Origin of the sequence: Nocardiopsis baichengensis YIM 90130, assembly GCF_000341205.1 — a bacterium.
Taxonomy (GTDB): Bacteria; Actinomycetota; Actinomycetes; order Streptosporangiales; family Streptosporangiaceae; genus Nocardiopsis_A; species Nocardiopsis_A halophila.
In genome coordinates this window covers 274,106-299,797 of record NZ_ANAS01000006.1, presented here as the reverse complement: position 1 = coordinate 299,797, position 25,692 = coordinate 274,106, and the positions used below count along the sequence as shown (strand labels likewise).

The window sequence follows — 25,692 nt, the reverse complement described above, 5'->3', positions numbered from 1 at the left end:
AACGGAGCAGCGGGTACCCCGCTCCGGGCTGTTCGCAGGGCGGCGGGCCGACGGGGTGCCGGGCGGAAGCGGCGACGAGGAAGCGGGGCGGTTCCCCGGCGTCGCCGGTCGGCCGACTGGTTCCTCGCGGCCCAGGACAAGGCGGCGACAACGGGACAGCGGGTACCCCGCTCCGGGGTGTCGGCCGGGCCCCGGGCCGACGGGACGCCGGGGGGGCGACGCCCGGAAGCCGGGGGCGCGCTCCCCGGCGCACATGCCAAGGCCCCCGCGGAGCAGACGCCGGGGACCGGGCCCGTGGGCGCCCCGGATCGGGGCCCGGAGCCGGGCGGGCGTGCGGCGGCGGCCAGACCAGAACCGGATTCGGTACCTGACACCCCAGCAACCGGAACACCGGCACCCTTTACCGACCTCCCCCTCACTCCAGGTGACCAGGAACCGGCCGGTACCGGAGTGGACCCCCTTCCTCGCCGTCGATCTCGGGGAAGCCGGGGTAATACCGGCCGGTATTACCCCGGCTTCCCCGAGATCGACGAGGGCGTCGTGAGGGGCCGTCGCCGCCCCCCCGGTGGCCGCTGACCCGCCCCGTGACCAGGGGCCCCGGCGCGTGGTCCGTCGGGCGGCAGTAGCAGTGGTGACCGGCCTCGGCCCATGACTCCTCCCCCGTTGCCAACGGCCCCGTTGCCGCCGACCCTCGCCCGCCCCTGGCGACACCGACACGGCAACGACCTGACCCGACCGGGAAAACCCCCTCCACCACCCCCTCCACCGCACGTGCCGGACCCCCGCCCCCGCCCTCCGGGGGCATCCGGCACATCCCTCTCACGGGCGACGACGACGGCGGCCCCGGCGGGCATCAATGGAGATGAGGACGACGAGGGCGCCGAGCGGCGCTTGCGACCGGTTCGGGGGAGGTCATGGGCGGTGGCAGGACGGCACACGCGTTCACGCGCCTTCCGGTGCGCGCCGCCGCCTCGGTCCGGCGCTCCCTGACCAGGACCGCCGACCGGTTCGACGCCGCCACACCGCCGGACCGCGAACGGGCGCTCGACGGGCTGCGCGCCCTCGGCGTGTGCGGGATCGTGCTCGGCCACTGGTTCGTCACCGCCCTCGTCCTCTGGGCCGACGGCGGCCTGCGGATCTCCAGCCCGCTGCGCGACCTGCCCGGACTCGCGCCCCTGAGCTGGGTCCTCCAGACACTCGCCCTGTTCTTCCTGGTGGGCGGCTACGTGTCGGCCCTCGCGCTGGACCGCGCCCGTGAGCGCGGGGAGCCCGAGCGCTCCTGGCTGCTCTCCCGGACCCGCCGGCTCGGCCGCCCCGTGGTGCTGGTCGCCGCCGCCTGGGGCGCCGCCGCCGCGCTCCTCCCGGTCGCCGGGGTCCCCGAGGCCACCGTGCGCAGCCTGGTGCTGCTGGTGCTCCAACCGCTGTGGTTCATCGCCGTGTACACGGCCGCGACCCTGCTCACCCCGGTCGCGGTCGCCGTCGAGCGCCGCATCGGCCTCGGGGCCGCGGCCGCCCTGGTGCTCCCCGTCGCCGCCGTCGACCTCCTCCTGTACGGCCCGTGGACGACGCCGGTCCCCGCCTGGGCCGGCCTGGCCTCGGTGCTGCCCGCCTGGCTGTTCGCCTATCTGCTGGGCATCTCCTGGGCCCGCGGCCGCCTCGCCCGCGGCCGGGCCTGGGCCCTGCTCGCCGGCGGCGCCGCCGCCCTCGCGGTACTGGTGGCCGTCCTGGGCTACCCGGCGAGCGCGGTGGGCCTGCCCGGGGCCGACCGCTCCAACCTCAACCCGCCGTCGCTGTTCGTCCCGGCCCTGGCCGCGGTCCAGATCAGCGCCGCCGTCCTGCTGCGCGGCCCGCTGGAGCGGCTGCTGCGCCGACCCGCCGCGTGGGCGCCCGTGGCCGCGGTGAACCTCGCTGCGCTGACCGTCTTCTGCTGGCACCTGACGGCCGCGTCCCTGCCCGCGCTGGCCGCCGCGGCGGCCGGCCCACCCGTCCCCGGGCTGACCTCGGCGCCCGACGGCGCGGGGTGGGTGGCCGCGCGGCTCGCCTGGCTGCCGGTGTTCGCGCTGCTCCTGGCCGCGTGCTCGATCGCGCTCCGGCGCTTCGAGGGCCCATGGCGCGGGATCGCGGCCTCGCTCCCCTTCCGGGCGGTCGTCGGCGCGGGCGCCGCCGCGTTCGCCCTGGCCGCGGTCCACCTGGCCTGATCGGCGCCGCGCCCTGGTCCGCGCTATTCGGAGAAGGCCCGGACGAGCTCGGGCACCTCCCGGAGGTGGACCTTCAGCAGGTCAACGCTGCGCTCCCCGTCGTTCGCGGCGAGGGCCGCGGCGAGCTCGCGGTGCTCGCGCTCGATGACCGGCAGGCGCTCGGGGGCCTCGGTGATCGTCCGCACGGACAGGCGGACCTGCCGCGGACGCATCGCGTCGTACATCTCGGCCAGCACGGCGTTGCCCTGGTGCCGGACCAGGGAGGCGTGGAAGGCCTGGTCGAGCTGGGCCATCTCGTTCCAGTCGCGCCTGCGGCCGGCGGCCTCCATCGCCTCGATGAGCTCGGTGAACCCGGCGGGGGCGCCGCGGCCCCGCTCGCAGATCCGGAGCGCGGCGTCCGACTCGATGACGAACCGCGCCTGGTAGATCTCCTTCATCTCCTTGGCGTTGACGACCCTGACCTGGGCACCGCGGCGGGGGACGAGCTCGACGAAGCGCTCGGCCTGCAGGCGGTGGAGGGCCTCGCGCACGGGCGTCCGGGAGGTCCCGACCTCCTGGGCCAGGGCGACCTCGTCGAGGAACTGCCCCTCGGCGTACACCCCGGTCAGGATGGCCGAGCCGATCCAGTCGTAGGCGCGGTCGCGGGCCGAAGGCCGCGATTGACCGGTCGTGCCGCCGTTGCCGCTGTCCTTGCCGCTGTTCCTTTGGTCTGACACGGCCTCAGCCTACCTTTACAACCTCGGCATACTACGTGTATACATGTCGTCCACACCACGCGCACCGATGCCGCGCGTCACATCCGTCCGCATCCGCAAGCGCACGACCAGGGGGAACCCGCACCATGCCCGAGCAGAGCACGCCCCAACAACGGGACACCGGACACGCCGTCTGGCTGACGGAGCCCTCCGCCGCCGCCGTGGAGATGGCGCACCTGGCCGGGTACGGCACCGTCGTCCTCGACATCGAGCACGGCCTGTTCGACCTGGCGGCCCTGGACTGGCTGATCCCGTTCGCCCGCAGCACCGGCATGGACGTCGTCGCCAAGGTGCTCGGCCCGGAGCGGGGACCCGTCCAGCAGGCCCTGGACTTCGGCGCGGACGCCGTGGCCATTCCCCACATCGAGTCCGCCGAGCACGCCAGGAGGGTCTGCGGCTACGCCAAGTTCCCCCCGCTCGGCGACCGCTCCTTCGCCGGGGGCCGGACCTCCGGCTACCGCGGGTTCACCGACGCCTGGGTCGCCGACCAGGACGCCGGCACGCGCTGCTACCCCATGATCGAGGACGCCTCGGCGTTCGAGGAGGTCGAGGCGATCCTCGCCCTGCCCGTCGTCGACGGCGTCTTCATCGGCCCCTCCGACCTGTCGCTGCGCCGCGGCCGCGGCGCCTACACCGTCGGCGGGGACGACCTGGCCGATCTGCGCAGGCTGGCCCGCGCCGCGCGGGCCGCGGGCAAGCCGTGGACCCTGCCCGCCTGGAGCGAGGCGGAGAAGCGCCTGGCCGTGGAGGAGGGGGCCGGGACCATCGTCACGACCATGCAGTACGGGGCGCTGCTGTCCGGGTTCACCGGCGCGCTCGACGCCCTGCGGAAGATCGAGAACGAGCAGAGGAGCCGTTGATGAGCCTGACCGCCGCCGTCGTCCAGTTCGCGCCCGGCGAGGACAAGGCCGCGAACCTGGCGTCGATCGAGGCGCTGCTGGGCGAGGCCGCCGCACGCGGCGCCCGCCTGGCCGTGCTCCCCGAGTACGCGGTCTTCACCGCGCCCGCCATGGACGACCGGTTCGTCGACAGCGCCGAGCCGCTCGACGGGCCCGCCGTGACCCGCATCCGCACCGTCGCCGCCGGCCTCGGCCTCACCGTGATCGCCGGGGTCAACGAGGCGGCCGGCGACGGGCGCATCCACAACACCCTCGTCGGCCTCCAGGACGGCGGGATCGCGGCCGTCTACCGCAAGGTGCACCTCTACGACGCATTCGGCTACCGGGAGTCCGACCGGGTCATCCCCGCCGACCCGCGCGAGCCGCGGCTGCTGGAGGTCGACGGCTTCACCGTGGGCATGCAGACCTGCTACGACCTGCGGTTCCCGGAGACCTCGCGGGTCCTGGCCGACGCGGGGGCCGACGCCGTCGCCCTGCCCGCCGAGTGGGTGCCCGGCCCGCTCAAGGAGTACCACTGGAACACCCTGGTGCGCGCCCGGGCGATCGAGAACACCGTCTACGTGCTCGCGGCCGGCCAGAGCGGACCGGCCGGGGCGGGCAACAGCGCCATCGTGGACCCGATGGGCGTCGCCGTCGCCGCGCTCGGCGAGGCGCCCGGCATCGGCACGGCCGCCCTGGAGCGCGACCGGATCGACCACGTCCGCACGGTCAACCCCGCCCTGTCCCTGCGGCGCTACCGCGTGGCACCCGCAGGAGGCTGACCATGAGGCCACGTGCGCACCACCCCCGCCGCGGCGCGCGGCGGCTCACCGCGGCCGCCGCCGCGGGCACCGCGCTGGCGGCCGCCGCGGTCGGACTCACCGCCTGCGGCACCGCGGACACCTACGTCCTGCACTACACGACCTACTCCAGCCCGACCTCCGACCAGTCGCGCGCGGCCCAGCGCTGGGCCGACGAGGTCGAGGAGCGGACCGGCGGCGGGGTCACCGTCCGCCTCCACTACTCGCAGAGCCTCGTCGACGCCGACGAGGCGGTCCAGGCGACGCTGGACGGGCGCGCCGACGCCGCCCAGGTCGGGTCCATCTACGCCGCATCGGACCTGTCGATGTTCACGGTGGTCGAGCTGCCGTTCGAGACCGGCAACCCCGAGGTGCAGATGAGGGCGATCGAGCGGCTCTACGAGGAGAACGCGACCTACCGGGAGGACTTCGACCGGCAGGGCGTGCGCCTCCTCTTCCCCCTCCCGCTGGGCCTCAACGCGATCGGCACCCAGGAGAGGGTGGGGAGCCTGGAGGACCTGCGCGGCACGAGCATCCGCTCGGGCGGGCTGACCTCGGAGGTCATGCTCGCCGCCGGCGCCAACCCGGTCGCGATGACGGCCACCGACATCTACGAGTCGATGACCCGCGGCGTCGTGGACGGCTACACCGCCCTCGCCCTGGCCAACCTGCCCACCTTCGGCCTGTCGGAGACCACGCCCTACATCACCGATCCCGGCATCGGGGCGTACTCGTCCTCGATCGTGGTCGTCAACGAGGACCTCTTCCAGTCCATGCCCGAGGGGTACCAGGAGGCGCTGACCGGCGCCGCCGGCAACGGCATCGCCAACGGACTGGAGGAGATGGACGCGCTCGGGGACACCGCGTGCCAGGAGCTGACCGCCGCCGGTGCGGAGTTCACCTCCCTCCCCGACGAGGAGGTCTCGGCCTGGAAGGAGGAGGCCGGGGTGGCCGAGGAGTGGGTCGCCCGCTACGAGGAGCGCGGCTACGACGCGCAGTCCGTGCTCGACGACTACCGGCGGATCATCGACGAGGAGACCGCGGCCTCCGACTACACCGCCCCGCTGGTCGACTGCATGGAAGGGGCGGAGCGATGAGGCGCCTGCGCATCCCCCGGGCGGCCGCGGCGGTCGCCACCGCGTTCAACCTCGCCGCCGGACTGCTGCTCCTGGCCCTGATGCTGCTGACCGTCGCCGACGTCGTCAGCCGCAACCTGCGGGACCAGTCGGTCCTGGGGACGGTGGACATCTCGACGCTGCTCCTGGTGGCCATCGCCTTCCTCGGCCTGGCCTCGGCGGAGATCGGCGGGCAGCACGTCTCGGTCGGCCTCGTCGAGATGCGGCTGGGCCTGCGGGCGCGCGCCGTCCTCTCCGGCGTCCGGGTGGTGCTCCTGGCCGCCCTCGGGGCCCTGATGGTCTGGGGGCTGGGCGAGGTCCTGGTCTCCGCGGTCGACCGCGGGGAGACGACCAACGACATCCTCCGGCTCGCCACCTGGCCCGCCAAGCTCGTGCTCTTCGCGTCCTTCCTGCTCTTCTTCGCCGTCGCGGTCGGGAAGGCGGCCCTGGAGCTGCGCGCCCTCCGCTCCGGCGAGGTGCCGGAGGCGGAGGGGGCCGGCGCCGCACCGGAGCGGCCCCGGACCGCGCACCACGACGACACGCACCGCGACCACACGCACCGCGAGGAAGGGGGCGACCGATGACCGCCGGAACGCTCGTCATCGTCATCGCCGTCCTGGCGCTCTTCCTGGCCCTGCTCGCGATCCGGCTCCACGTCGGCATCGCGCTCATGGCGGCGGGTCTGGCCGGCATCGTCCTGCTGCGGGGACCGGAGGCGGCGGTCAGCACGGTCGCCAACCAGCCGTTCTCCACGGCGGCCGACTACTCGCTGACGATCATCCCGCTGTTCATCCTCATGGGGGTGTTCGCCGTCCGGGCGCGGCTGGCGCAGGCGGGGTTCGATCTCGCCTCGCGGGTGCTGCGCCGCCTGCCGGGCGGGACCGCGCTCGCGTCGCTGTCCGGGTCCGGGCTGTTCGCGGCGGTCACCGGGTCCAGCGTCGCGACCGTGGCGACCATGGCGCGGGTGTCCACCGACGCGATCACCAGGGCCGGGCACGGGATCCGCCTCGCGGCCGGCGTCGTGTGCGCCGGGGGGACGCTCGGCGTCCTCATCCCGCCGTCCATCGTGCTCGTCCTGTACGGCGTGGTCACCGAGGAGAGCATCGGGCACCTGCTGCTCGCGGGCATCGGCCCGGGCCTGCTGACGGTCCTGCTCTACGCGGCCACCATCGTGCTGACGGTGCTCGTCCGCCGGCGCCGGAAGACCCGCGCGGGCGCGCAGGACGCACAGGGGGCCCCGGACGCTCGGGGGGCGGAGGAGACCCCGGAGGCGCAGGAGCAGGCGCCCGCCGCCGGGGCCGGAGATCGGGCCGGTGGGGACGCTCCGCACCCCCGGCCGGACATCACCGGGTTCCTGTTCCTCGTGGTCATCTTCCTGGTGTCCGTGGGGACGATCTACCTCGGTCTGGCCACCGCCACCGAGGCCGCCTCCTTCGGGGCGCTGTCCGCGCTGGTCATCCTGCTCATCCGCACCCGCCCGCCCCGCTGGCTGCGCGCCGTCGGGGACTCCGTCGGCGAGGCGGTCGGGCTGACCGCCATGACGTTCCTGCTCATGGTCGGCGCCGGGGTGTTCACGTACTTCCTCGCGCTGTCCGGGGCGAGCACCGCGCTGGTCGACGCCGTCATCGGCGCCGACCTGGCGCCCTACGCCGTGCTGGTGCTGTGCCTGCTGCTGTTGCTGCCGCTGGGCATGTTCCTCGACGGGATCTCGATGATCCTCGTCGCGGCGCCGCTGCTGCACCCGATCCTCGTCGGGTACGGCTTCGACGGCATCTGGCTGGGCGTGCTCATCGTGAAGGTCGCCGAGATGGCGCTGATCACGCCGCCGGTCGGGATGAACGCGTTCGTGTACTCGGGGGCGGTCCCCGAGGCCGGCCTGGGCCGCATCTTCCGCGGAATCCTGCCGTTCATCGCCGCCGACGCGGTGGTCGTGGCGGCCCTCATCGCCTTCCCCGGGATCGTCACCCTCATCCCGTCCCTGTCGAGCGCACGGTAGCCCGCCGCCTCCGCGCCGCCGTTCCCCTTCCCCTGTCCGCCCTTCGAAAGGAACCGCCGTGTTCACCGTCAACGACATGCCCCGGCAGATCGACGAGGACATCGCCGCCGAGCTCGGCGGGGTGTGCGTCTCGACCCTCGGCCACCTGCGCGACCACGGCTTCGCCCTCGGCCTGCAGCCGAACCGGCGCCCGCTGCGGTTCACCGGCACGGCCGTCACGGTGCGCATCCCCCACCTGGACTCCACCGCCGTCCACATGGCGGTCGACATGCTGCGCCCCGGCGACGTCCTCGTCGTGGACCAGTCCGGCGACCGCGCCCGCTCCTGTTTCGGGGGCCTGGTCTCGTTCACCGCCAAGGCCCGCGGCGCCGTGGGCGCGGTGATCGACGGGGCGGTCAACGACCACGACGAGACCCGCGCCTACGGCTTCCCGGTGCTCTCCCGCGGGTACAGCCCGCTGACCACCCGCATCGCCGGGATCGAGGGGGCGATCAACGTGCCGGTCACCGTCGGGGGCGCGGTCGTGCACCCGGGGGACGTCGTGTTCGCCGACTCCGACGGGGCCGCGTTCCTCTCCCCCGGGGAGGCCGTGGGCCTCGGGGCCCTCCTGAAGGCGAAGGAGGACGCCGAGGCCCCGGCGCGGGAGTCGATCGCGAACGGCGGCTCCATCGCGGAGTTCTCCGGCGCCGCGAAGTACCGCCCCTGAGGCCGCGCCGCAGGACGGCGGGGCCCGGCCCCGGGGAGGGGCGGGCCCCGCCGTTCGCATTCGCTCGGTTCGGGCCGAACCGGCCAGTATGTCGGGGCTCCCCGGGGTAGGACCTCACCAGCGACCGGCCATCGTTGGAGCCCCCATGATCGAGCTGCCGAAGCGCGTCCACGAGCACGCCCTGAAGCTCTCCCCTGAGAGCCTCCCGGTGTGCGTCCACGACCTCCCCCTCATGACCGGGCACGCCCGCGCGCTGCGGGCGCTCCTGCCCGGCGCGTTCGACCTCTACCTGCCCCTGCCCGACCCGCCGCCCGGTGCGGCCGGGGCCCTCGCCCCGCACACCACGGGTTTCCTCGTCGAGACGGTCCCCGCGCTGCGCACCGTGCTGCGCGAGTGCCCGGGGCGGCGGACCGTGCTCACCGGCGCGGGCAAGACCGCGGCCGACCTGGAGTCCGTGGTCGCCGACGCCGCCCGCGCCGAAGCGGTGGTGCTCGCCGACAGCCCGGGCGAGCTGCGCCTTCTGGAGCACTTGGCACGCCGCGCGGGGTACCCGGTCGGCGTACTCCTGAGCGCCGACCCCTCCCCCGGGGACCGTGCCGAACCCGACCCCGACACCGCGCCCGGCGCCCCCTGGGCGGGGATGGACGCCGCCGCGCTGGTGGAGTGCGCCGAGGTGCTCGGGGCGGACCCTGCGGTGCGGGTCCTGGGGTTCGCCGCCACGGCACCCGTCGGGCGCCCTCCCGACATCGCCGCCCCTGTGGAGGCGCTGCGCCCGTGGAGCTCGATGTTCGGGATCTCCGCACCGGAATACGCCTTCACCGCGGCGCTCCCCGGTGCGCCCGACGCGGCCGGCGGGGGCCGGTCGCCGGTCCCGGTGGGACGCGCGCCCTCGGGGGAGCGGGTCGCGATCCTGGCGTCGGCGCCCGGCGCGGCCTGGTCCGGCTGGTTCCTGACCCCGGTGCTGGACGTGAAGCACCGCCGCGGCCGCGCCTACGCCCTGGTGGCCGCCGGGCGCTCCCCCGCCCCCGACGCCGCCGGGTTCGCGGTGGTGCCGCGGGACGACGTCTGGGACCGGCCGTGGAACCGCCCGGAGCTGGTGGACGAGCCGGTGACCGTGGCCTTCCGCGGGTCGGGCCCCGACACGGCGCGGTTCCCCCCGGCCCCGGTGGAACGCCTGCGCCCGGGCGACCTCGTGGCGTTCCCCGCGGCACCGTCCGACCCGGCCCCCCGCACACCGGGGCCGCAGGTCCACTGTCTGGGCACCGGCTGACGAGGCGTCCCCGGCGAGACCGGTCCCCACAAGCTCCTCGACACCTGGGCCCCAGGACCCGATCAGGACCGAACGGGCGCCCCGCCTCCACCACGCGGCTCCAACACCGGCGCCCGTCACATGCCTCCACGGGAAAGGACCCTCCGGCCGTGCCGGTCGGAACCCCACTCGTCCACCGACAGGACACGCCCGGCCTCCGGCCGTACCGGTCGGCACGCCGCTCGTCCACTGACGCCTGGCGGGCTCGGTCGGCTTCTCTCCCGGGACGGGCCTTCGGCGTCCCTCAGCAGGGACGGGGGCGGCGGGGCCGCCGCCTCCAGCCGGGCGGGCCGCCCGGTCCTCAGGCTCCGTCGCCCGGGTCGGGGATGCGGTCCAGGAGGGCCGCCAGGCCGTCGGCGTCCGGCAGGTCCGACGGGCGGACCGTCTCGCCCGCGCGTACGTAGTGGAACGCCGCGCCGACCTCCTCCAGCGGGACTCCCGCCAGCTCCGCCCACGCCAACCGGTAGGCCGCCAGCTGGACCGCCACCGCCGCGCGCTCGCGGCCGCTCTCCGGGGGCCGCCCCGTCTTCCAGTCGACCACGTCGTAGCGCCCGGTCCCCGGGTCCCGGAACACCGCGTCCATCCGCCCCCGGACCAGCCGGTCGCCGATCACCGTCTCGAACGGCACCTCGACGTCCAGCGGCACCCGGCCGCCCCACTCGCTCTCCTCGAACCGGCGCCGCAGCTCCTCCAGGTCCTCGTCGTCCTCCCCGGCGGTCTCGTCCGCGGCCCCCGGCAGCTCGTCGGGGCCCAGCAGGCTCTGCTGCCCGTGCCGCTGCTCCAGCCAGGAGTGGAAGGCCGTCCCCCGCCGGGTGTGCGGGGCCGGGGGCCGCGGCATCGGCCGGCGGATCCGGCGCGCCAGCGCCTCCGGGTCGCGCGCCAGCACCACCAGCGACGACACCGACAGGTGCGCGGGCAGCTCCACCTCCACCGGGTCCGGCCCCCCGGCCTCGGACGCCCGGTGCGCCAAGAGCAGCTCGGTGTCGCGCGCCCAGCCGTCCAGGCGCCGGCGCGCCCGCGCCGACAGCGGCGACCGCTCCAGGGCCTCCGCCCACGCCGCGCCCTCCTCGGCCGCCCGCTCGACCAGCGCGGCCCCGGCCTCCAGGCCGCGGTGGCGCCGCGCCTCCGCGCCGGAGAGCTCCTCCGGAGGCAGCGGCCACTCGACCGGCTCCGCGCCCGAGGTCTGCGGGTTCTCCTCGCCCTCCTCCGGCGGCGGCGCCCAGGCGGCCACCCGACCGGCACCGGCCTCGCACGCCTCCCGGACCTCCTCCAGGAACGGCGACGGCCCGCGCTTGGAGGCGCTGTCCCGCCCCCACCAGTGCCCCGTGCACACCAGCGCGAAGGACGCCCTGGTCACGGCGACGTAGGCGAGCCGGCGCTCCTCCATCAGGTGGCGCTCCTTCTCGGCCTCCTTGAACGCCTTGACCGAGGCCTTGTCCACGTCGTCCAGGCGGGGCAGCCCCGCCGCGTCCCCCCGCAGCGGGTAGGGCAGCTGGTGGGCGTGGCGCACCCACCCCCCGGACTCGCGGGGGCTGGTCGGGAAGACGGACGAGCGCCCCCCTCCGCCGGCCAGTCCGGGTACCACCACCAGCGGCCACTGCAGCCCCTTGGCGGCGTGCACCGTCATGAGCTTCACCGTGTCGCCGGCGCCGACCCGTTCCCCCGGCTGCAGCCCCCGCTCGGCCCCCTCGGCCGAGCGCAGGTAGGTCAGGAACGCCGCCAGCGTGGGGTCGTCGCTGCTCCCGGCGAAGCGCACCGCCGCGTCCATGAACGCGTCCAGGTCCGCGCGCGCCGCCATCGGGTCGCGCCCGGGCCGCGCCGCGACCTCGATGTCCAGCCCGAGCACCCGCTCGACCTCGGCGATCAGGTCCGGGAGCGGCTGCCCGGCGAGCTTGCGCAGCCCGCGCAGCTCGGCCGCCAGCATCGCCAGCCGCTCGTACCCGGCCTCGGAGTACCGCTCGGCGGACCCCAGGTCGTCGAGGGCGTCCACCAGGCTGCCGCTCTCGGCGGTCAGGTCCAGCACGGTGTCGCGCAGCAGGTTCTCGCCGGGGGCCGCGCCCGGACCGGCCCCCTCGCCCTCCGCCTCCGCCGGCCCGTCGGCGCCGCCGCGCTCGGGCGCCCGGGACGCCGCACCGGTCAGGTCCCGCCGGGCCTCCCGCACCAGCTCGGCGGCCCTCTCCCCCAGCGCCACCAGGTCCCGCGGCCCCAGCCGCAGCCGCGGGCCGGTCAGCAGCCGCGCCAGCTCGTTGCCGGCCGACGGGTCGTGCACCACCCGCAGCGCCGCGATGACGTCGCGCACCTCGGGCACGGTCATCAGCCCGCCCAGCCCGACGATCTCCACCGGGATGCCGCGCGCCTCCAGGGCCTCGCGCACGGCGGCGAACTGGGAGCGCTTGCGGCACAGCACCGCGACCCCGCCGGGCGTCAGCCCGGAGCCGCCCTCGCCCTCGGGCCAGGGGCGCCCGTCCGGGGCCGCGCCCTGGGCGCCCTCCTGCATCGCCGACTCCACCGTCCGCGCGATCCACGCGGCCTCCTCGGTCTCGGTCGGCAGCAGGGCGCAGGTCACCGCCCCGCGCCCGCGCCGTGCCGGGCCGGGGTGCAGCACCGGCACCTCGGCCCCCTCGGCCCGCAGCGGCTCCGAGACCCGGGTGGCCACCGACAGGACCCGCTCGCCGTTGCGGAAGCTGGTGGCGAGCACACGCACCGGCGCCGGGCGCCCCGGCCCCTCCGGGAAGTCGGTGGGGAAGCTCTTCAGGCTCCCGGCGCTGGCGCCCCGCCAGCCGTAGATGGACTGGCAGGGGTCGCCCACGGCGGTGACCGGGTGGCCGCCCCCGAACAGCGCGCGCAGCAGGAGCAGCTGGGCGTGGCTGGTGTCCTGGTACTCGTCGAGCAGGACCACCCGGTACCGGCTGCGCTCGGCCATGCCGACCTCGGGGTGGCGCTCGGCGATGCGGGCGGCCAGCGCCACCTGGTCGCCGAAGTCCATGGCCTCCTGTGCCGCCTTGGCCGCGGTGTACCGCTCCACCAGCGGGAGCAGCTGCTCGCGGGTGGCCTGGGCCGCCTCCAGGGCGCCGGTGGTGTCCTTGGTCCGCTCCCGGGCCGGGAGCACGGCCGCGCGCTCGCGGATCCAGCGCCCCACACCGCGCACGTCGTCGGGGGTGCGCAGGTGGTCGGCGAGGTCGCCGGCCAGGGCGAGCACCCGGTCGGTGACGGTGGCCGGGGCGACGTCGACCGCGTCCATCGGGCCGTCGTAGGCGGCGACGGCCTGGGCGGCCAGCTGCCAGCTCTGCCCCACGCTCAGCAGCCGCGTGGAGGGCTCGACCGCCTCGCGCAGCGCGTGGTCGCCGACCAGGCGGGCGGCGTAGGAGTTGTAGGTGGCCACCTCCGGTTCGCCGTCGAGGACCTCGGCCGGGACCTGGTCCACCGCGCGCAGCTGGTCCAGGCGCTTGCGCACCCGCTCGGCCAGCTCGGAGACGGCCTTGCGGGTGAAGGTCAGGCCCAGCACCTGCTCGGGCCGGACGTACCCGTTGGCGACCAGCCAGACCACCCGGCCGGCCATGGTCTCGCTCTTGCCGGACCCGGCTCCGGCCACGACCACCGACGGCCCCAGCGGGGCGGCGATGACCTGCGCCTGCTCGGCGGTGGGCTCGGGCTGTCCGAGCAGCCGGGAGATCTCGGCGGGCGTGAGGATCCGCCGCGGCCGCACCGGGGCCTCCGGCCCGTCCGTGTCCTGCGCGTCGCTCATCGCCGACCCCCTTCCCGTGCCGCGGCCTCCGGTGCCGTCGCTTCTGTCGGTGCCACCAGTGCCGCCAGTGCCGCCAGTGCCGTCGGCGCCGTCGGCGCCGTCGTGCCGTCCCGCCTCGCGCCGTGCGCCCTGTGGATCCCGCACGCCCCCGGGCACCGGCCGCCGGGCCGTGTCCGCCGACGCGGTCTCAGCCGCGTCCGGTCCGCCCCCTCTTTCCGCTCGGCCGAGTGGCGGCCGCGACCGGAGGGGGGCACCGCTCCGGCGAACGCGAACGGGCCGTCCTCCCGGCGTCCCGCCCTCTGCCCTCCCGGGGCGGCGGCCACAGTGGCGGCAGGGGCCGCGCGACGACGCCGGCCGAGGCGGCCGCGCCTGCTCCGCCACCGGCATCCGGCACGGCCGACCGACCGCCCCTCCTTCGGCGGCCTCCACCGGGCAGGGCGCACGGCCCCCGTCGACGGTCCAGGCGCCCCCGCCCCCACGGGTTCTGCCGAGCGCACCCCGCTCACACCCGCCTCCCCTCGTCGTGGGCGGGGCAGCTGGACTTGACCGGGCAGGAGTCGCACCGGTCGTTGCGGGTCGCGGTGAACCGCGCCCCCGCCATGCCCTCGGCGGTCTCGCGCACCAGGTCCTCGGCCCACCCCGGCTCGCCGTCCTCGCCCAGCGCCGCCTGCTCCTGCTCGCGCGCCCGCTGGGCGAAGCCGCCCTTGCCGACGTGCACCAGCGAGGCCCCGCCCGGCTCGACCAGCCCCAGCCGGGAGAAGGCGCCCTTGAGCACGGCCAGCTGGTACACCCCCAGCTGCGGCAGGCGGGCGATGTCGTCCTTGTGCGGAGCCGACGCCCCGGTCTTGATGTCCACGACGAACCCGCGCCCCTGCTCGTCGCGCTCCAGGCGGTCCACCCGGCCGGTGATCTCCACCCCGCCGACGTCGACGGTGAACCCCTCCTCGGTGACGACCAGCTCCCGCGCGTCGGCACGGTGCCAGTCGATGAGCCGCCCGACCATGCGGTCGGCGGCCTCGCGCTGCTTGCCCGCGTACCACCGGCCCCCGAAGTCCAGCTCCGACCAGACCTCGTCCATCCGGCGGTCGATCTCGTCCTTGGGCATCCCCTGGGCGACCAGCACCGCCACCGCATGGACGATGCTGCCCAGCGCCGAGGCGGTCTCGGCCGACGACGCCCCCGCCCCCTTCTCCAGCAGCCACCGCAGCCGGCAGGTGCCGAAGAGCTCCACCTGGGACGGCGAGACCCGGATCCCCTCTCCGTCCTCGGCCAGCGGCCGCGCGTCCGACCAGGGGGTGAGCCCGTGCCACTCGGCGGGCGCCGCCCCGCGCACCCCCTCCCGGGCCAGGCGGGCCAGGTGCACGGCGGCGGCGTGGCGCAGCGCGTCGGGGCGCTCGGGGTCGGTGACCACCGAGCGCAGGTCGGCCACGAGCGCCGGCAGCGACAGCCACCGCCGCCCCGTGCCGACCTTCTCGGGCTCGCCCACCCCCAGCTCGTTCAGGAACCGGGAGGGGCGCTCCTCGGTGTCCTCGCCTCCGACCGCGGTGACGACCAGCCGCGAACGCGCGCGGGTGGCGGCGACGTAGAACAGCCGGCGCTCCTCGTCCAGCATCTTGGAGGCGGCCGCCGCACCCGCGGCCGGGTCGCCGTCGCCGCCGAACCCCGAGACGGCGTCCACCAGCGCCTCCACGCCCAGCAGCGATCCGCGCAGCCGCAGGTCGGGCCATTCGCCCTCCTGCACCCCGGCGACCACCACCAGGTCCCACTCCAGGCCCTTGGACCGGTGCGCGGTCAGGATCCGCACCGCCTCGCCCTCCGGGGCCCGCTCGGCCAGGGTGTCCCCGGGGATCTCCTGGGCCTCCAGGTCCTCCAGGAACCCGTCCGGGGTGCCGGGCGGAAGCCGGTCGCAGTAGCGGGCGGCGTTCTCGAACAGCGCCACCACCGCGTCCAGGTCGCGGTCGGCGGCGGCGCCGCGGGAGCCGCCGGCCTGGCTGGCGCGCAGCAGCCGGTCGCCGAGCCCGGCCGTGCGCCACACCTCCCACAGCACGTCCTCGGCGCTGCCCCCGGAGGCGGCGGTGTCGGCGACCGTGCGCAGCAGACCGGCGACGCGCCGGGCGGGCGCCGCCACCGCGGGGTCGACCAGGGTCAGCTCGCGGGGGTCGCGCAGGGCGTCGGCGACCAGCACCGCCGAGGCCCGCGGCACCGCCGGGCCGCCGCCTTCCCCGTCCCCGGAGCCCCCGGCGTCCCCGGCCGCGACCCGGTCCAGCTCCAGGCGGCGCAGCGCCCGGCCCAGCCGGCGCAGCCGCACCGTGTCGGCGTCGCCGAAGGGCGAGATGAGCAGCTCGTGGGCGGCGTCGGCGTCCAGGGTGTCGGGATGCAGCCCGCAGCGCAGGAGCAGCAGCAGCGGGCGCACCAGCGGCTCGGCGGCCAGCGGCAGCTCGTCGCCGCCGACGGCCACCGGCACCCCGGCGGCCATCAGCGCGCGGCGCAGCACCGGAACCTGGCGGGCCGAGGAGCGCACCAGCACCGCCATCCGCGACCAGTCCAGCCCCTCGACCAGCCGGGCCCGGCGCAGGAGGTCGGCGATGACCGCCGCCTCCTGGGTGGGGCTCTCGGCGATCATCGCCCGGACCTCGCCCTCGGCGGCGCCGTCAACGGGGGCGAGCTCGCGGTGGGCGTTGACCGGACCGCCGCCGGGGGCGGGGGCGGCCGGCAGCCGGCGGGCCACGCCCCGGGAGGCGCGCAGCAGCGCGGGGCCGCTGCGGCGGCAGGTGGTCAGGGCGACGACCGGCGCGGGGGCGCCGTCGGGGGCGGGGAAGCGCTGCGGGAACTCCAGGATGCCCCGCACGTCGGCGCCGCGGAAGCCGTAGATCGACTGGTCGGGGTCGCCGACCGCGACCAGGTCGCGCCCGTCCCCGGCCAGGGCGTGCAGCAGCTCCTCCTGGGCGGGGTCGGTGTCCTGGTACTCGTCGACGAAGACGACCTCGCGGCTGGCCCGCTCGCGCGCCAGCACCTCGGGGTCGCTCAGCAGGTTGGCGGCGATGCGCACCAGCTCGGCGTAGTTGAAGGTGGGGACCGGGGCCACGTCGAAGCGGCCGGTGTAGCGGTCCATGAAGTCGCCGGCGGCCACCCAGTCGTCGCGCTCCCGCAGGCGCCCGAGCCGGTCCAGGTCCTCGGGGCCCAGTCCGCGCTCCTGGGCGCGCATCAGGAAGTCGCGCAGCTCCTCGGCGAAACCGCGGGTGGACAGCGCGGGCCGGAGCCGGTCGGGCCACATCTCGGCGCCGTCGGCGTCCTCCCCGGCCAGGATCTCCCGCATCTCCATGAGCTGCTCGGGCCCGGAGAGCAGGCGCGGCGCCTGGTCGCCCATGCGCTGGAACTCGCGGCGGATCAGCGCGTAGGCGTAGCTGTGGAAGGTCATCGCCAGCGGTTCGCGGGTGGTGCGGCGCAGCCGGCCGGTGATGCGGTGGCGCAGCTCCTCGGCGGCCTTGCGGCTGAAGGTCAGCACGAGCACCGCCGAGGGGTCGGTTCCGCGGTTCTCGATGCGGTCGACCACGGCCTCGACGACGGTGGTGGTCTTTCCTGTGCCGGGTCCGGCGAGCACCAGCAGCGGCCCGCCCTTGTGCGCGACCACGCGCCGCTGGTTCTCGTCCAGCACCGGCGGCGGCGCCTCGGTGTGCGCACGCCGCACGAGACGGTACGGGGACGGGTTCACCCGACCCAGTTCACCACATGCCCACCCGCCTCCGGGAACGAGGACTCGAACATCCGTACCCGTTTTTTACGGGAGATGGCGCACACCGCACGCCCTGCGCGCACACGCGACCCCGGTCCGCCACCGGACGGCCCCCTCACACCGGGTCTCCGGGACCGGGGCCCTCCCAGCGGGCCGCGGCCATGTCGACGCGGCCGGAGGCGCGCAGCGGCGTTCCCTCGGCCGCGTAGTGGGACCGCGCGCGGACCTCCAGGCCGGGCGCGGGCGTGCCGTCGGCGCGAAGCACCCGCCACCAGGGGACGCCGCCGCCCCAGGAGGACATCACCGCCCCGACCTGGCGGGGCCCGCCCTCCCCCAGGAGCTCGGCGATGTCGCCGTAGGACATGACCTTCCCGGCCGGGATGCGGTCGACCACGTCGAGCACCCGCTCGGCGTACTCGGTGGGATGGCTGTCGGGTCGGGGCATACCGGGGACCCTAGCGCCCCGGGCGCACAGGGGCGCTCCGGCCCGCTCCCCTCAAGGGCGGGCCGGAGCGCCTCCTTACCGCTCGGAACGGGACCGCTCAGTGCGGGACCGCGCGGTGGCGGTGCATCCCCGAGGCCTGGAGGCTGCCGACGACCCCCGCGATCATCGCGACCAGCCCGAGGCTCCACGAAGTCCAGGCGGCCGCGGTGTTCAGCGTGAACTCCATCAGCCACGGCAGCACGAACACCAGCGCGCCCAGGGCGAACACGACGGCCTCACTGGCCATCAGCCCGGGCCGTGTGATGGACATCGTCGCCGCGAGGACGATCAGCAGGCCCAGGACGAACATCGCCGCCCTGGGCGGGCCGACCATCGCGTCCCAGATCCAGCTCACCGACAGCAGCACACCCGCCGCGACCGCGATCCAGTCGGCCGAGCGCCCCTTGCCCTGCATGGCCGCACCTCCCTCACCGCCGACACCGCCGATCGTCACGTCGGCACTCGGTAGATACCCATGCGTGGCACAGATCACAACCCGCTCACCCCCAGTCCGGGGGCAGGGGCCCTGGACACGCCAAGGCCCGGCCCGCCGAAGGCGGGCCGGGCCCCTGTGGCGACGGGACAGCGCCCGACGGGACCGGTCGATCGGCCGGGTGGCCGGGTGGCCGGGTGGCCGGGTGGCCGGCCGGTCAGTAGGTGGGAAGGCTCGGGTCGACCTGGTTCACCCACGCCAGGACGCCACCGCCCACGTGGACGGCGTCGGAGAACCCGGCGCCCTTGAGCGCGGCGAGCGCCTCGGCCGAGCGGGCGCCCGACTTGCAGTGCAGGACGACCTTCTTGTCCTGGGGCAGCTTGGCGAAGGCCTCCCCGCTCAGGAACTCGCCCTTGGGGATCAGGACCGAGCCCGGGATCCGGACGATCTCGTACTCGTTCTTCTCCCGGACGTCCACGAGCTGGAAGTCCTCGCCGGCGTCCATCATCTGCTTGAGCTCGCCGGCGGTGATGGTGGACCCGGAGGCGGCCTCCTGGGCCTCGTCGGAGACGGTGCCGCAGAACTCCTCGTAGTCGATGAGCTCGGTGACCGTGGGGTTCTTGCCGCACAGCGGGCACTCGGGGTCCTTGCGGACCTTGACCGCGCGGTAGTTCATCTCCAGGGCGTCGTAGATCATCAGGCGGCCGACGAGCGGGTCGCCGAACCCGGCGAGCAGCTTGATGGCCTCGTTGACCTGGATGGAGCCGATCGAGGCGCAGAGCACGCCGAGCACGCCGCCCTCGGCGCAGGAGGGCACCATGCCGGGCGGCGGCGGCTCCGGGTACAGGCAGCGGTAGCAGGGGCCGTGCTCGGCCCAGAACACCGACGCCTGGCCGTCGAAGCGGTAGATCGATCCCCACACGTACGGCTTGCCGAGCAGCACGCACGCGTCGTTCACCAGGTACCGGGTGGCGAAGTTGTCGGTGCCGTCGACGATGAGGTCGTAGGGCTCGAAGATGCGGAAGGCGTTGTCGGAGTCGAGCCGCTCCTCGTGCAGGACCACCTCGACGTTGGGGTTCACCTCGCGGATGGAGTCGCGCGCGGAGACCGCCTTGGGGCGGTCCACGTCGCTCTGGCCGTGGATGATCTGGCGCTGCAGGTTGGACTCGTCGACCACGTCGAAGTCGATGATGCCGAGCGTGCCCACGCCCGCGGCGGCCAGGTAGAGCAGGGCGGGCGACCCCAGGCCGCCGGCGCCCACGACCAGCACCTTGGAGTTCTTCAGGCGCTTCTGGCCGTCCATGCCCACGTCGGGGATGATCAGATGGCGAGAGTAGCGGCGCACCTCGTCGACGGTCAGCTCGTCGGCTGGTTCGACCAGCGGCGGCAGCGACACAGCGGCTCCTCATTGGTTCTCGTCGGCGCCACGGCGCCCGCGGTCCCTCCGGAAGGGGCCGGGAGCCGGCCGGAGGTTCGGTTCGGGCACGTGACGAGCTTGCTCTTATACCCAACCTACGGGGTGGGGTTTTGCATTCCCCGTTCGGGGACCCGGCTCGAACGGACTCACGCGGACGCGGGCGGAACGGAACGGGCGAGGTCGCGGGGGCTCCGCCTCGACCGGGGCGCCGGGCCCGCCGTCAGGCCGGCCGGGTACGGGAGGCGTCCGCCCCGGTGAGGAACGGGCGCACTTCCCGGGCGACCGCCTCGGGGCGCTCCATCATCGCCACGTGCCCGGTCTCCTTCAGCAGCACCAGCCGGTTGCGCGGGAACACCCGGGCCGCCCGGCGGGCGACCCGCGGGTCGATGAACCGGTCGCCGGTGGCGTAGACGAGCAGGGTGGGCACGTCCACCCCGGCGGCCTGGCGCCACAGCGCGCGCGGGCCTCGGCGCAGGTACTCGGCGACCAGCCCGCGCAGGCTCTCCAGCACCGACTCCACGGCGTGCTCGTGGTTCTCTCGCTCCCGCTCGGCCTCGAGCGCCTCCATGACCCGCTGGGCGGGGGCCGAGGCGGGGTCGAAGTAGGTGGCGTCCAGCATGTCCTGCACCCGGACCTCGGCGGGGCGGCTCTGGATACGCGTGTAGACGGCCGGTCCGAGCACCGGGACGAGGGCGCCGACCATCTGGTAGGGCACCAGCCGGGGGCGCAGGTCGGGCAGGGCGGGCGAGATCAGGGTGAGGGTGCGGACCAGTTCGGGGTGGTCGGCGGCCAGGCGCACCGCCACGGACCCGCCGAGGGAGTTGCCGACCAGGTGCACCGGGTGGTCCCCGGCGCGGATCAGCGCGGCCGCCGCGGCGGCGTGGGCGTCGACGGAGTAGTCGCCGTCGTCGGGCGGCGGGGACAGGCCGAACCCGGGGAGGTCGGGCGCCTCCCCGTGGTGGCCTTCGGCCAGGCCGCCCATCAGGTCGGTCCAGTCGGTGGAGGAGCCGCCGAGTCCGTGGAGGTAGACGACGCGGCTGCCGCCGTCCCCGCCGGAGCGCACGTGCAGCCGCCGCCCGCCGACGGTGCGCAGTTCGCCCGGCCACAGGTCGATGGGCTCGGTCACGGACACCCCCTCACGGGTTCGCTGGTCTGTTGTGCAGAAACTCTACGGACTCCGGCGGCCTTCCGCGTCCTTCCGTTGAAGGGCGGACGCGGGGCGGGTTCGAGGAGGGCACGGCGCAGGTGCGCAGGCGAGGGAGACGGGCGGGTGTGGTGGCCCGTGGGCGGGTAGTGATCCGGTGGCGGGTGAAGGCCCGCCGACCCGTCCGCGCAGGCTCTGCGGCGACGTGCGCGAGTAGCGTGGAGGGAAGGCTCCGCGACGATCCAGGGGGACTCGTGGCAGAACAGTGGCAGCAGGAGAAGCAGGAGAACGGTCAGAACACCCAGGGGGCCGCCGGGGCCGACAGCGACGCCGAGTTCCAGGAGGAGTTCGAGTCCTCCGAGGCCGACCGGGCGGAGCAGCGCGCCCAGCTCGGCGCAGAGGAGCAGTCGTGGTCGACCGACCAGCCGCTCGGGGTGTCCGACGAGGTCCCGGAGGGCGACGCCGTCGAGCAGCACCTGGAAGTCGGCCTGGACGACGACGAGTACCGCGAATGACGCGTAGCGCGGATGGCGGATGGCGGATGGCGGAAGGCGGAAGGCGGGACACCGCGGGAAGGTCGCGCGCAGTGCGGCGGGCGGGAAGGCCGTAGAGCGAAGCTCCGTGCCCTTAAGGGGGATGGACGACGGGCGGCGAGGGCCGGGGCGAAGCTCCGTGCCCTTGAGGGAGACGGGCGTCAGGGGCTGGGGCGAAGCTCCGTCCGCTGAGGGTGGTGGTGGGCGACGGGCAGACATGCTGCGGGGCGAAGCTCCGTCCGCTGAGGGTGGTGGTGGGCGACGGGCAGACATGCTGCGGGGCGAAGCTCCGTCCGCTGAGGGTGGTGGTGGGCGACGGGCAGACAGGCTGCGGGGCGAAGCTCCGTCCGCTGAGGGTGGTGGTGGGCGACGGGCAGACAGGCTGCGGGGCGAAGCTCCGTCCGCTGAGGGTGGTGGTGGGCGACGGGCGGGCGTAACCTACGTCCCAGTAAGATGACCAGAAGGAATATGCGTCGGAACGGCTCCCCACTCCGCGACTCCGCGACGCGTTCCTTGTTCGACCGTCGACTGCGGCGCCCGCTGTGCCGCACCAGTTCGGAGGGTGTGGGTGTGACAGCTCCTTCAGACGCCCGGCCGCGGGGGACCCGCCTCCCCCGGCTCGCCCGCCGGCGGCAGCTGCTTGCCGCCGCCCAGGAGGTGTTCGTCGCTCAGGGCTACCACCAGGCGGCCATGGACGAGATCGCCGAGCGCGCCGGCGTCAGCAAGCCTGTGCTCTACCAGCACTTCCCGGGCAAGCTGGAGCTCTACCTGGCACTGCTGGAGCAGCACTCCGAGGCCCTGGTGGAGAAGCAGCGCGAGGCGCTGGAGAGCACGACGGACAACCGGGAGCGCGTGCAGGCGAGCTTCCAGGCGTTCTTCGACTTCGTGGCCGGCGACGGCGAGGCCTTCCGCCTGGTCTTCGAGTCGGACCTGCGCAACCTTCCGGCGGTGCGCGAGAAGCTGGAGCAGACGCTGCACCGCTGCGCCGCGCTGATCAGCGAGGTGATCCGCCAGGACACCAGCATCTCCGAGGACGAGGCGCACATCCTGAGCATCGGCCTGGTCGGCATGGCCGAGACGAGCGCCCGCTACTGGCTGAGCCTGAGCGGGTCGATCCCGAAGGAGGCCGCCGAGCAGCTGGTGGCCCGCCTGGCCTGGCGCGGCCTGGCCGGCTGGGATCTGACCCGGGAGGGCCAGGAGCCCTAAGGCGTCGGCCTTCCCGCACCCACCCCGGCCCGGACCACAGGCCGGGGTGACCGGCGTTTGACCCACCCTTTACCCAGAGTCGCGATTCATTACTCTCCGAAGATTCGGCCCTGCTCATAACGGGTAATCGCGGTGGTGAGAAGCGATTCGTTTCGGTTTCGCCGAGCGTACGCGGGGCGCGCACCCGGGTACCGGGCGGGGCGCCATCGGGGGTGAGACGACATGGACATCGGGCAGGGGCTGACGACGGCGTGGACCGCCATCGCGGCCTTCGTACCCAGATTCGCCGCGTTCCTGGCCATCCTGATCATCGGTTGGCTGGTGGCCAAGTTCCTCGGCATGGTCGTGGGCAAGGGCCTGGCCCGCGTCGGGCTCGACCGCGGGCTGGACCGCACGGGGGTCGGCGAGTACTTCCAGCGCAGCCGGTACTCGGCGAGCGAACTGTGCGGCAAGATCGTCTACTACGCCGGTCTGCTGGTGACCCTGCAGCTGGCCTTCAGCGTGTTCGGGCCGACCAACCCGATCACCCAGATGCTCAACGCCGTGGTCGCCTGGATCCCGCAGGCGGTGGTGGCGATGGTCATCGTGGTGGTGGCCGGGATCATCGCCAAGGCCGCACGGGACGTCGTCTCGGGGGCCATGGGCGGGCTCAGCTACGGGCGGCTGGTCGCCAACCTGGCGGGCGTGTTCATCATGGCGCTGGGCGTCATCGCGGCCCTGAACCAGATCGGGGTCGCCACCACGGTGACCCAGCCGGTGCTGATCGCGGTGCTGGCCACCGTCGGCGGCATCCTCGTGGTGGGCGTCGGCGGCGGCATGATCCGCCCGATGCAGGAGCGGTGGTCCCGCTGGCTGGACGCGGCCGAGCGGGAGACGTCGCGCATCCAGGGGGCCGAGGGCTACTCCTCGGGCCGCTCGGACGCGATGGCCGGCGGCATGCCGCAGCAGCGCGAGGAGGGCGCCGAGCACGCCGCGCACGGGATGTCCTCGGGGCGGCACTCCACGGGGGGTGAGCGCCGCGGACCGGACGAGACCTGATCGACGCCCTGGCGCGCCCGGAGACACCCTCGGGCGCTCCTGAAGGGGGCGGGACCTTCCGGTCCCGCCCCCTTCGCACGTTCAGGTCAGAGCAGTTCCTCGGCGCGCAGCTCGTCGCGGGACAGGCGGTCGATGCGCCGGATCACCAGGACCACCGTCGCCATGAGGGACAGGACCGAGATCCAGAAGGCCGGGCTGCTCCACCCGGTCACGGCCATGACGGCCACGGACACCAGCAGGATCACGGCCAAGAGAACGAAGTCGGTGCGGTCCTGCTGGATCAGGACTCCGACGGGTGGCCGAACGGCCCCGTGCCGACCGCTCCTCATGCGCTCTTCCTTTCTCGCGGCGCCTCTCGGCCGCAGCTTCGATCCCGGGGCGGGTCCTCGATCGAGGGGGCTTCTCGGATTCCGCTCCGTGTGCGCCGGCTGCGGGGGGCTCCCCACCCAGGTGAGGGGCCCGCGGCCGATACGTGACCCCGGGTACGGATCAGCGTACGCCCCGTGAGCGCCTCGGTGAGATCACTTCGCGGATCGGCGCGCGCTCCTGCGCCTGAGGTTCCACTGGGGCCAGACCAACTTAGCGGACGAATCCGCATTCCTTGGCCAGGCGGCAGATCGCCAGCAGCCGCAGGGTCTCCCAGTCGTACCCGGCCGACGTGCTGTGCCACCCGCGCTCGCGGCAGCCGTCCACGAACCCGCGGAGGTAGCCGGTGAGGCTGCGGCGGCTCAGCCGGGTACCGCCGGCGGCGATGGAGTCGCGCACCGCGGCGGCGTGCTGGTCCAGCTCAGCGGTGAGCCAGGGGTCGGCACCCCCGCCGAGGGGGCCGAAGACATCGAACTCTCGCGAGAGGCGGGCCAGCGGGCCCTGCGCGTCGAACCCACTGCGCATGGACGTACTACCTCACGGCCGGGGACGGTCGGGAACCTGTCCGACTATATGTCAATTCGGGACCGAAACATGACCTGCCCGTGTCCGAGTGACCGGCCTCACCCTCCCGGGCGCCCCTCCTTGACCTGCGCTTCCGCCCCCGAACGCCGTACACGGACGGGGATCGGGGCCTCCGGGGCCTCAGCCGCTGAGCCCCATCGCCTCCAGCCGCGCCGTGTGCGCCTCGGTCAGGCCGGCGAAGACCCTGCTGACGGCCGCGAGGTCGCCGCGCCCCCCGCCTTCGCCGCCGCCGGAGGCCTCCCCGGTCGCCCCGCGGGCCACCAGCCCGGCCAGTTCCGGCCGCGCGGCGGCCACGAGCTGCGCCTGGCTGAGCGCCTCGCCCACCAGCCTCCGGGCCCACAGCGACAGCGGCCCGGCGAGCTTGGGGTCCTCCTCCACCGCGGCGCGCACCCGGGCCGCGATCGGCTCGGCCCGCTCGCTCTCCGAGACCGCGCCGCGCACCGCCTCGGCCGTTCCGGCATCGGCGTGGTCGGCGATGGTGCGGTAGAAGTCGCCGGCGATGCCGTCGCCGACGTAGATCTTGACCAGGCTCTCCAGCCAGTTCTGCGGCTCGGTACCGGCGTGCCAGGCGTCCAGCGGCTCCACGAACGGCTCCATGGCCGCCTCCGGGTCGGCGCCCAGCTCCTCCAGCCGCGCGTGCAGCATCCGGTAGTGCCGGTACTCGGTGGCGGCCACCCCCGCCAGCTCGCCCTTGGCGACCAGGTCCGGCGCCAGGCCCGCGACGTCGGCGAGGCGGAAGAAGGACACGAGTTCGGCGTAGGCCAGCAGGCCCAGCAGGTCGATGACGCCGCCGGGCGCGGGCGCGGAGGGAGCGGAGGGATTGGTCATGCAGGCAAGGTTAACCAGCCCGCGGACCCGTCCCGCCCGGCCGTCCCGCCCCGTCGGGAGCAGGGCGGTCCGGACGCCGGTGACCGCGCGGGGATTATTCCGGCCCCCGCGCGGCGTTCCACCACCGGGCCCTCAGGGGCGCCCGCACCCGATCCGCGCGGACCCGCCGGACGGTGCCGCGGCAAGCGGCATGTCCAGCGGCGGGGCGCCGCGATAGACTCGGCTCCGTGATCGGCGGCCGAGCGCCAAGGGCGCGGACGCTCCCCCCGGCTGCGGCCGGTTCCGCCGCCGCGCACCGGCCGCCCCGGCCGGGCGCGGGAGGCGCCCCGCAGCGGAGGAATCCGCGTGGTGCCGGGCACCGCGCACCAGGACAACAGAGAGCGGACGGACCGGCGCGCCCGAACGGCGGGCGCCCCGCGCGGC

At 75.1% G+C, this 25,692-nt stretch carries 21 protein-coding genes; 11 read left to right on the top strand and 10 right to left on the bottom strand.

All coding sequences use genetic code 11. The annotated features are described in order from the left end of the window. Positions 1 to 914 precede the first annotated feature (914 nt). A complete protein-coding gene (locus C892_RS0107525; RefSeq protein ID WP_051060493.1) occupies positions 915 to 2,198 on the top strand; it encodes an acyltransferase family protein in 1,284 nt (427 codons plus the stop codon). 23 nt (positions 2,199 to 2,221) lie between these two features. On the opposite strand, the gene C892_RS0107520 is transcribed toward C892_RS0107525, so the two are convergent. Beyond that, positions 2,222 to 2,914: a GntR family transcriptional regulator gene (locus C892_RS0107520; RefSeq protein ID WP_017556715.1), complete on the bottom strand. Its 693-nt coding sequence runs from the start codon at positions 2,912 to 2,914 to the stop codon at positions 2,222 to 2,224. A 125-nt stretch (positions 2,915 to 3,039) separates the two neighbouring features. Between C892_RS0107520 and C892_RS0107515 the strand changes: the two genes are divergently transcribed. From C892_RS0107515 to C892_RS32570, 7 genes are all read left to right on the top strand, one after another. Further along, a complete protein-coding gene (locus C892_RS0107515) occupies positions 3,040 to 3,813 on the top strand; it encodes an HpcH/HpaI aldolase family protein (protein ID WP_017556714.1) in 774 nt (257 codons plus the stop codon). Further along, positions 3,813 to 4,613, top strand: a complete 801-nt coding sequence (locus C892_RS0107510) for a carbon-nitrogen hydrolase family protein (RefSeq protein ID WP_017556713.1) — start codon at positions 3,813 to 3,815, stop codon at positions 4,611 to 4,613. The genes C892_RS0107515 and C892_RS0107510 overlap by 1 nt, the downstream gene beginning before the upstream one ends. Before the next feature lie 2 nt (positions 4,614 to 4,615). After that, positions 4,616 to 5,728: a C4-dicarboxylate TRAP transporter substrate-binding protein gene (locus C892_RS0107505; RefSeq protein ID WP_017556712.1), complete on the top strand. Its 1,113-nt coding sequence runs from the start codon at positions 4,616 to 4,618 to the stop codon at positions 5,726 to 5,728. After that, positions 5,725 to 6,330: a TRAP transporter small permease subunit gene (locus C892_RS0107500; RefSeq protein WP_017556711.1), complete on the top strand. Its 606-nt coding sequence runs from the start codon at positions 5,725 to 5,727 to the stop codon at positions 6,328 to 6,330. The genes C892_RS0107505 and C892_RS0107500 overlap by 4 nt, the downstream gene beginning before the upstream one ends. Beyond that, positions 6,327 to 7,742 (top strand): TRAP transporter large permease, encoded by a 1,416-nt coding sequence (locus C892_RS0107495; protein WP_017556710.1) that lies wholly within the window; start codon positions 6,327 to 6,329, stop codon positions 7,740 to 7,742. The genes C892_RS0107500 and C892_RS0107495 overlap by 4 nt, the downstream gene beginning before the upstream one ends. A 58-nt stretch (positions 7,743 to 7,800) precedes the next feature. Further along, a complete protein-coding gene (locus C892_RS0107490) occupies positions 7,801 to 8,448 on the top strand; it encodes an RraA family protein (protein WP_017541793.1) in 648 nt (215 codons plus the stop codon). 145 nt (positions 8,449 to 8,593) lie between these two features. Next, a complete protein-coding gene (locus tag C892_RS32570) occupies positions 8,594 to 9,718 on the top strand; it encodes a type III PLP-dependent enzyme domain-containing protein (RefSeq protein WP_017556709.1) in 1,125 nt (374 codons plus the stop codon). Between the two features lie 340 nt (positions 9,719 to 10,058). Here C892_RS32570 and C892_RS0107480 read toward each other — a convergent pair whose 3' ends face one another. The 6 genes from C892_RS0107480 to C892_RS0107455 form a co-directional block, all read right to left on the bottom strand. Beyond that, entirely contained in the window at positions 10,059 to 13,502 is a 3,444-nt protein-coding gene (locus tag C892_RS0107480) for an ATP-dependent helicase (protein ID WP_017556708.1), read from the bottom strand. A gap of 502 nt (positions 13,503 to 14,004) precedes the next feature. Next, on the bottom strand, positions 14,005 to 17,190 hold the full coding sequence (locus C892_RS0107475; RefSeq protein WP_017556707.1) for an ATP-dependent helicase: 3,186 nt from the start codon (positions 17,188 to 17,190) through the stop codon (positions 14,005 to 14,007). Positions 17,191 to 17,350: 160 nt separating this feature from the next. After that, complete coding sequence (locus C892_RS0107470; RefSeq protein WP_017556706.1) at positions 17,351 to 17,680, bottom strand: MGMT family protein; 330 nt, start codon at positions 17,678 to 17,680, stop codon at positions 17,351 to 17,353. Between the two features lie 97 nt (positions 17,681 to 17,777). Continuing rightward, positions 17,778 to 18,173 (bottom strand): SPW repeat domain-containing protein, encoded by a 396-nt coding sequence (locus tag C892_RS0107465; protein WP_239647297.1) that lies wholly within the window; start codon positions 18,171 to 18,173, stop codon positions 17,778 to 17,780. A gap of 196 nt (positions 18,174 to 18,369) precedes the next feature. Further along, positions 18,370 to 19,548: an adenylyltransferase/sulfurtransferase MoeZ gene (moeZ, locus tag C892_RS0107460; RefSeq protein ID WP_017541785.1), complete on the bottom strand. Its 1,179-nt coding sequence runs from the start codon at positions 19,546 to 19,548 to the stop codon at positions 18,370 to 18,372. A gap of 241 nt (positions 19,549 to 19,789) precedes the next feature. Next, the gene (locus tag C892_RS0107455) at positions 19,790 to 20,695 is read right to left on the bottom strand and encodes an alpha/beta fold hydrolase (protein WP_083934336.1); all 906 of its coding nucleotides are present in this window, start codon (positions 20,693 to 20,695) and stop codon (positions 19,790 to 19,792) included. A 272-nt stretch (positions 20,696 to 20,967) separates the two neighbouring features. Here C892_RS0107455 and C892_RS0107450 point away from each other — a divergent pair, with 272 nt between their 5' ends. From C892_RS0107450 to C892_RS0107435, 3 genes are all read left to right on the top strand, one after another. Then, on the top strand, positions 20,968 to 21,228 hold the full coding sequence (locus C892_RS0107450; protein ID WP_017541783.1) for a hypothetical protein: 261 nt from the start codon (positions 20,968 to 20,970) through the stop codon (positions 21,226 to 21,228). A gap of 588 nt (positions 21,229 to 21,816) precedes the next feature. Beyond that, the gene (locus C892_RS0107440) at positions 21,817 to 22,452 is read left to right on the top strand and encodes a TetR/AcrR family transcriptional regulator (protein WP_026124202.1); all 636 of its coding nucleotides are present in this window, start codon (positions 21,817 to 21,819) and stop codon (positions 22,450 to 22,452) included. Between the two features lie 222 nt (positions 22,453 to 22,674). After that, entirely contained in the window at positions 22,675 to 23,490 is an 816-nt protein-coding gene (locus tag C892_RS0107435) for a mechanosensitive ion channel family protein (RefSeq protein WP_017541781.1), read from the top strand. A gap of 86 nt (positions 23,491 to 23,576) precedes the next feature. On the opposite strand, the gene C892_RS0107430 is transcribed toward C892_RS0107435, so the two are convergent. From C892_RS0107430 to C892_RS0107420, 3 genes are all read right to left on the bottom strand, one after another. After that, the gene (locus C892_RS0107430; RefSeq protein WP_017541780.1) at positions 23,577 to 23,819 is read right to left on the bottom strand and encodes a hypothetical protein; all 243 of its coding nucleotides are present in this window, start codon (positions 23,817 to 23,819) and stop codon (positions 23,577 to 23,579) included. 250 nt (positions 23,820 to 24,069) lie between these two features. After that, positions 24,070 to 24,381, bottom strand: a complete 312-nt coding sequence (locus C892_RS0107425) for a DUF6401 family natural product biosynthesis protein (protein WP_017541779.1) — start codon at positions 24,379 to 24,381, stop codon at positions 24,070 to 24,072. 180 nt (positions 24,382 to 24,561) lie between these two features. Beyond that, positions 24,562 to 25,269: a ferritin-like fold-containing protein gene (locus tag C892_RS0107420; protein WP_017556703.1), complete on the bottom strand. Its 708-nt coding sequence runs from the start codon at positions 25,267 to 25,269 to the stop codon at positions 24,562 to 24,564. Positions 25,270 to 25,692 lie beyond the last annotated feature (423 nt).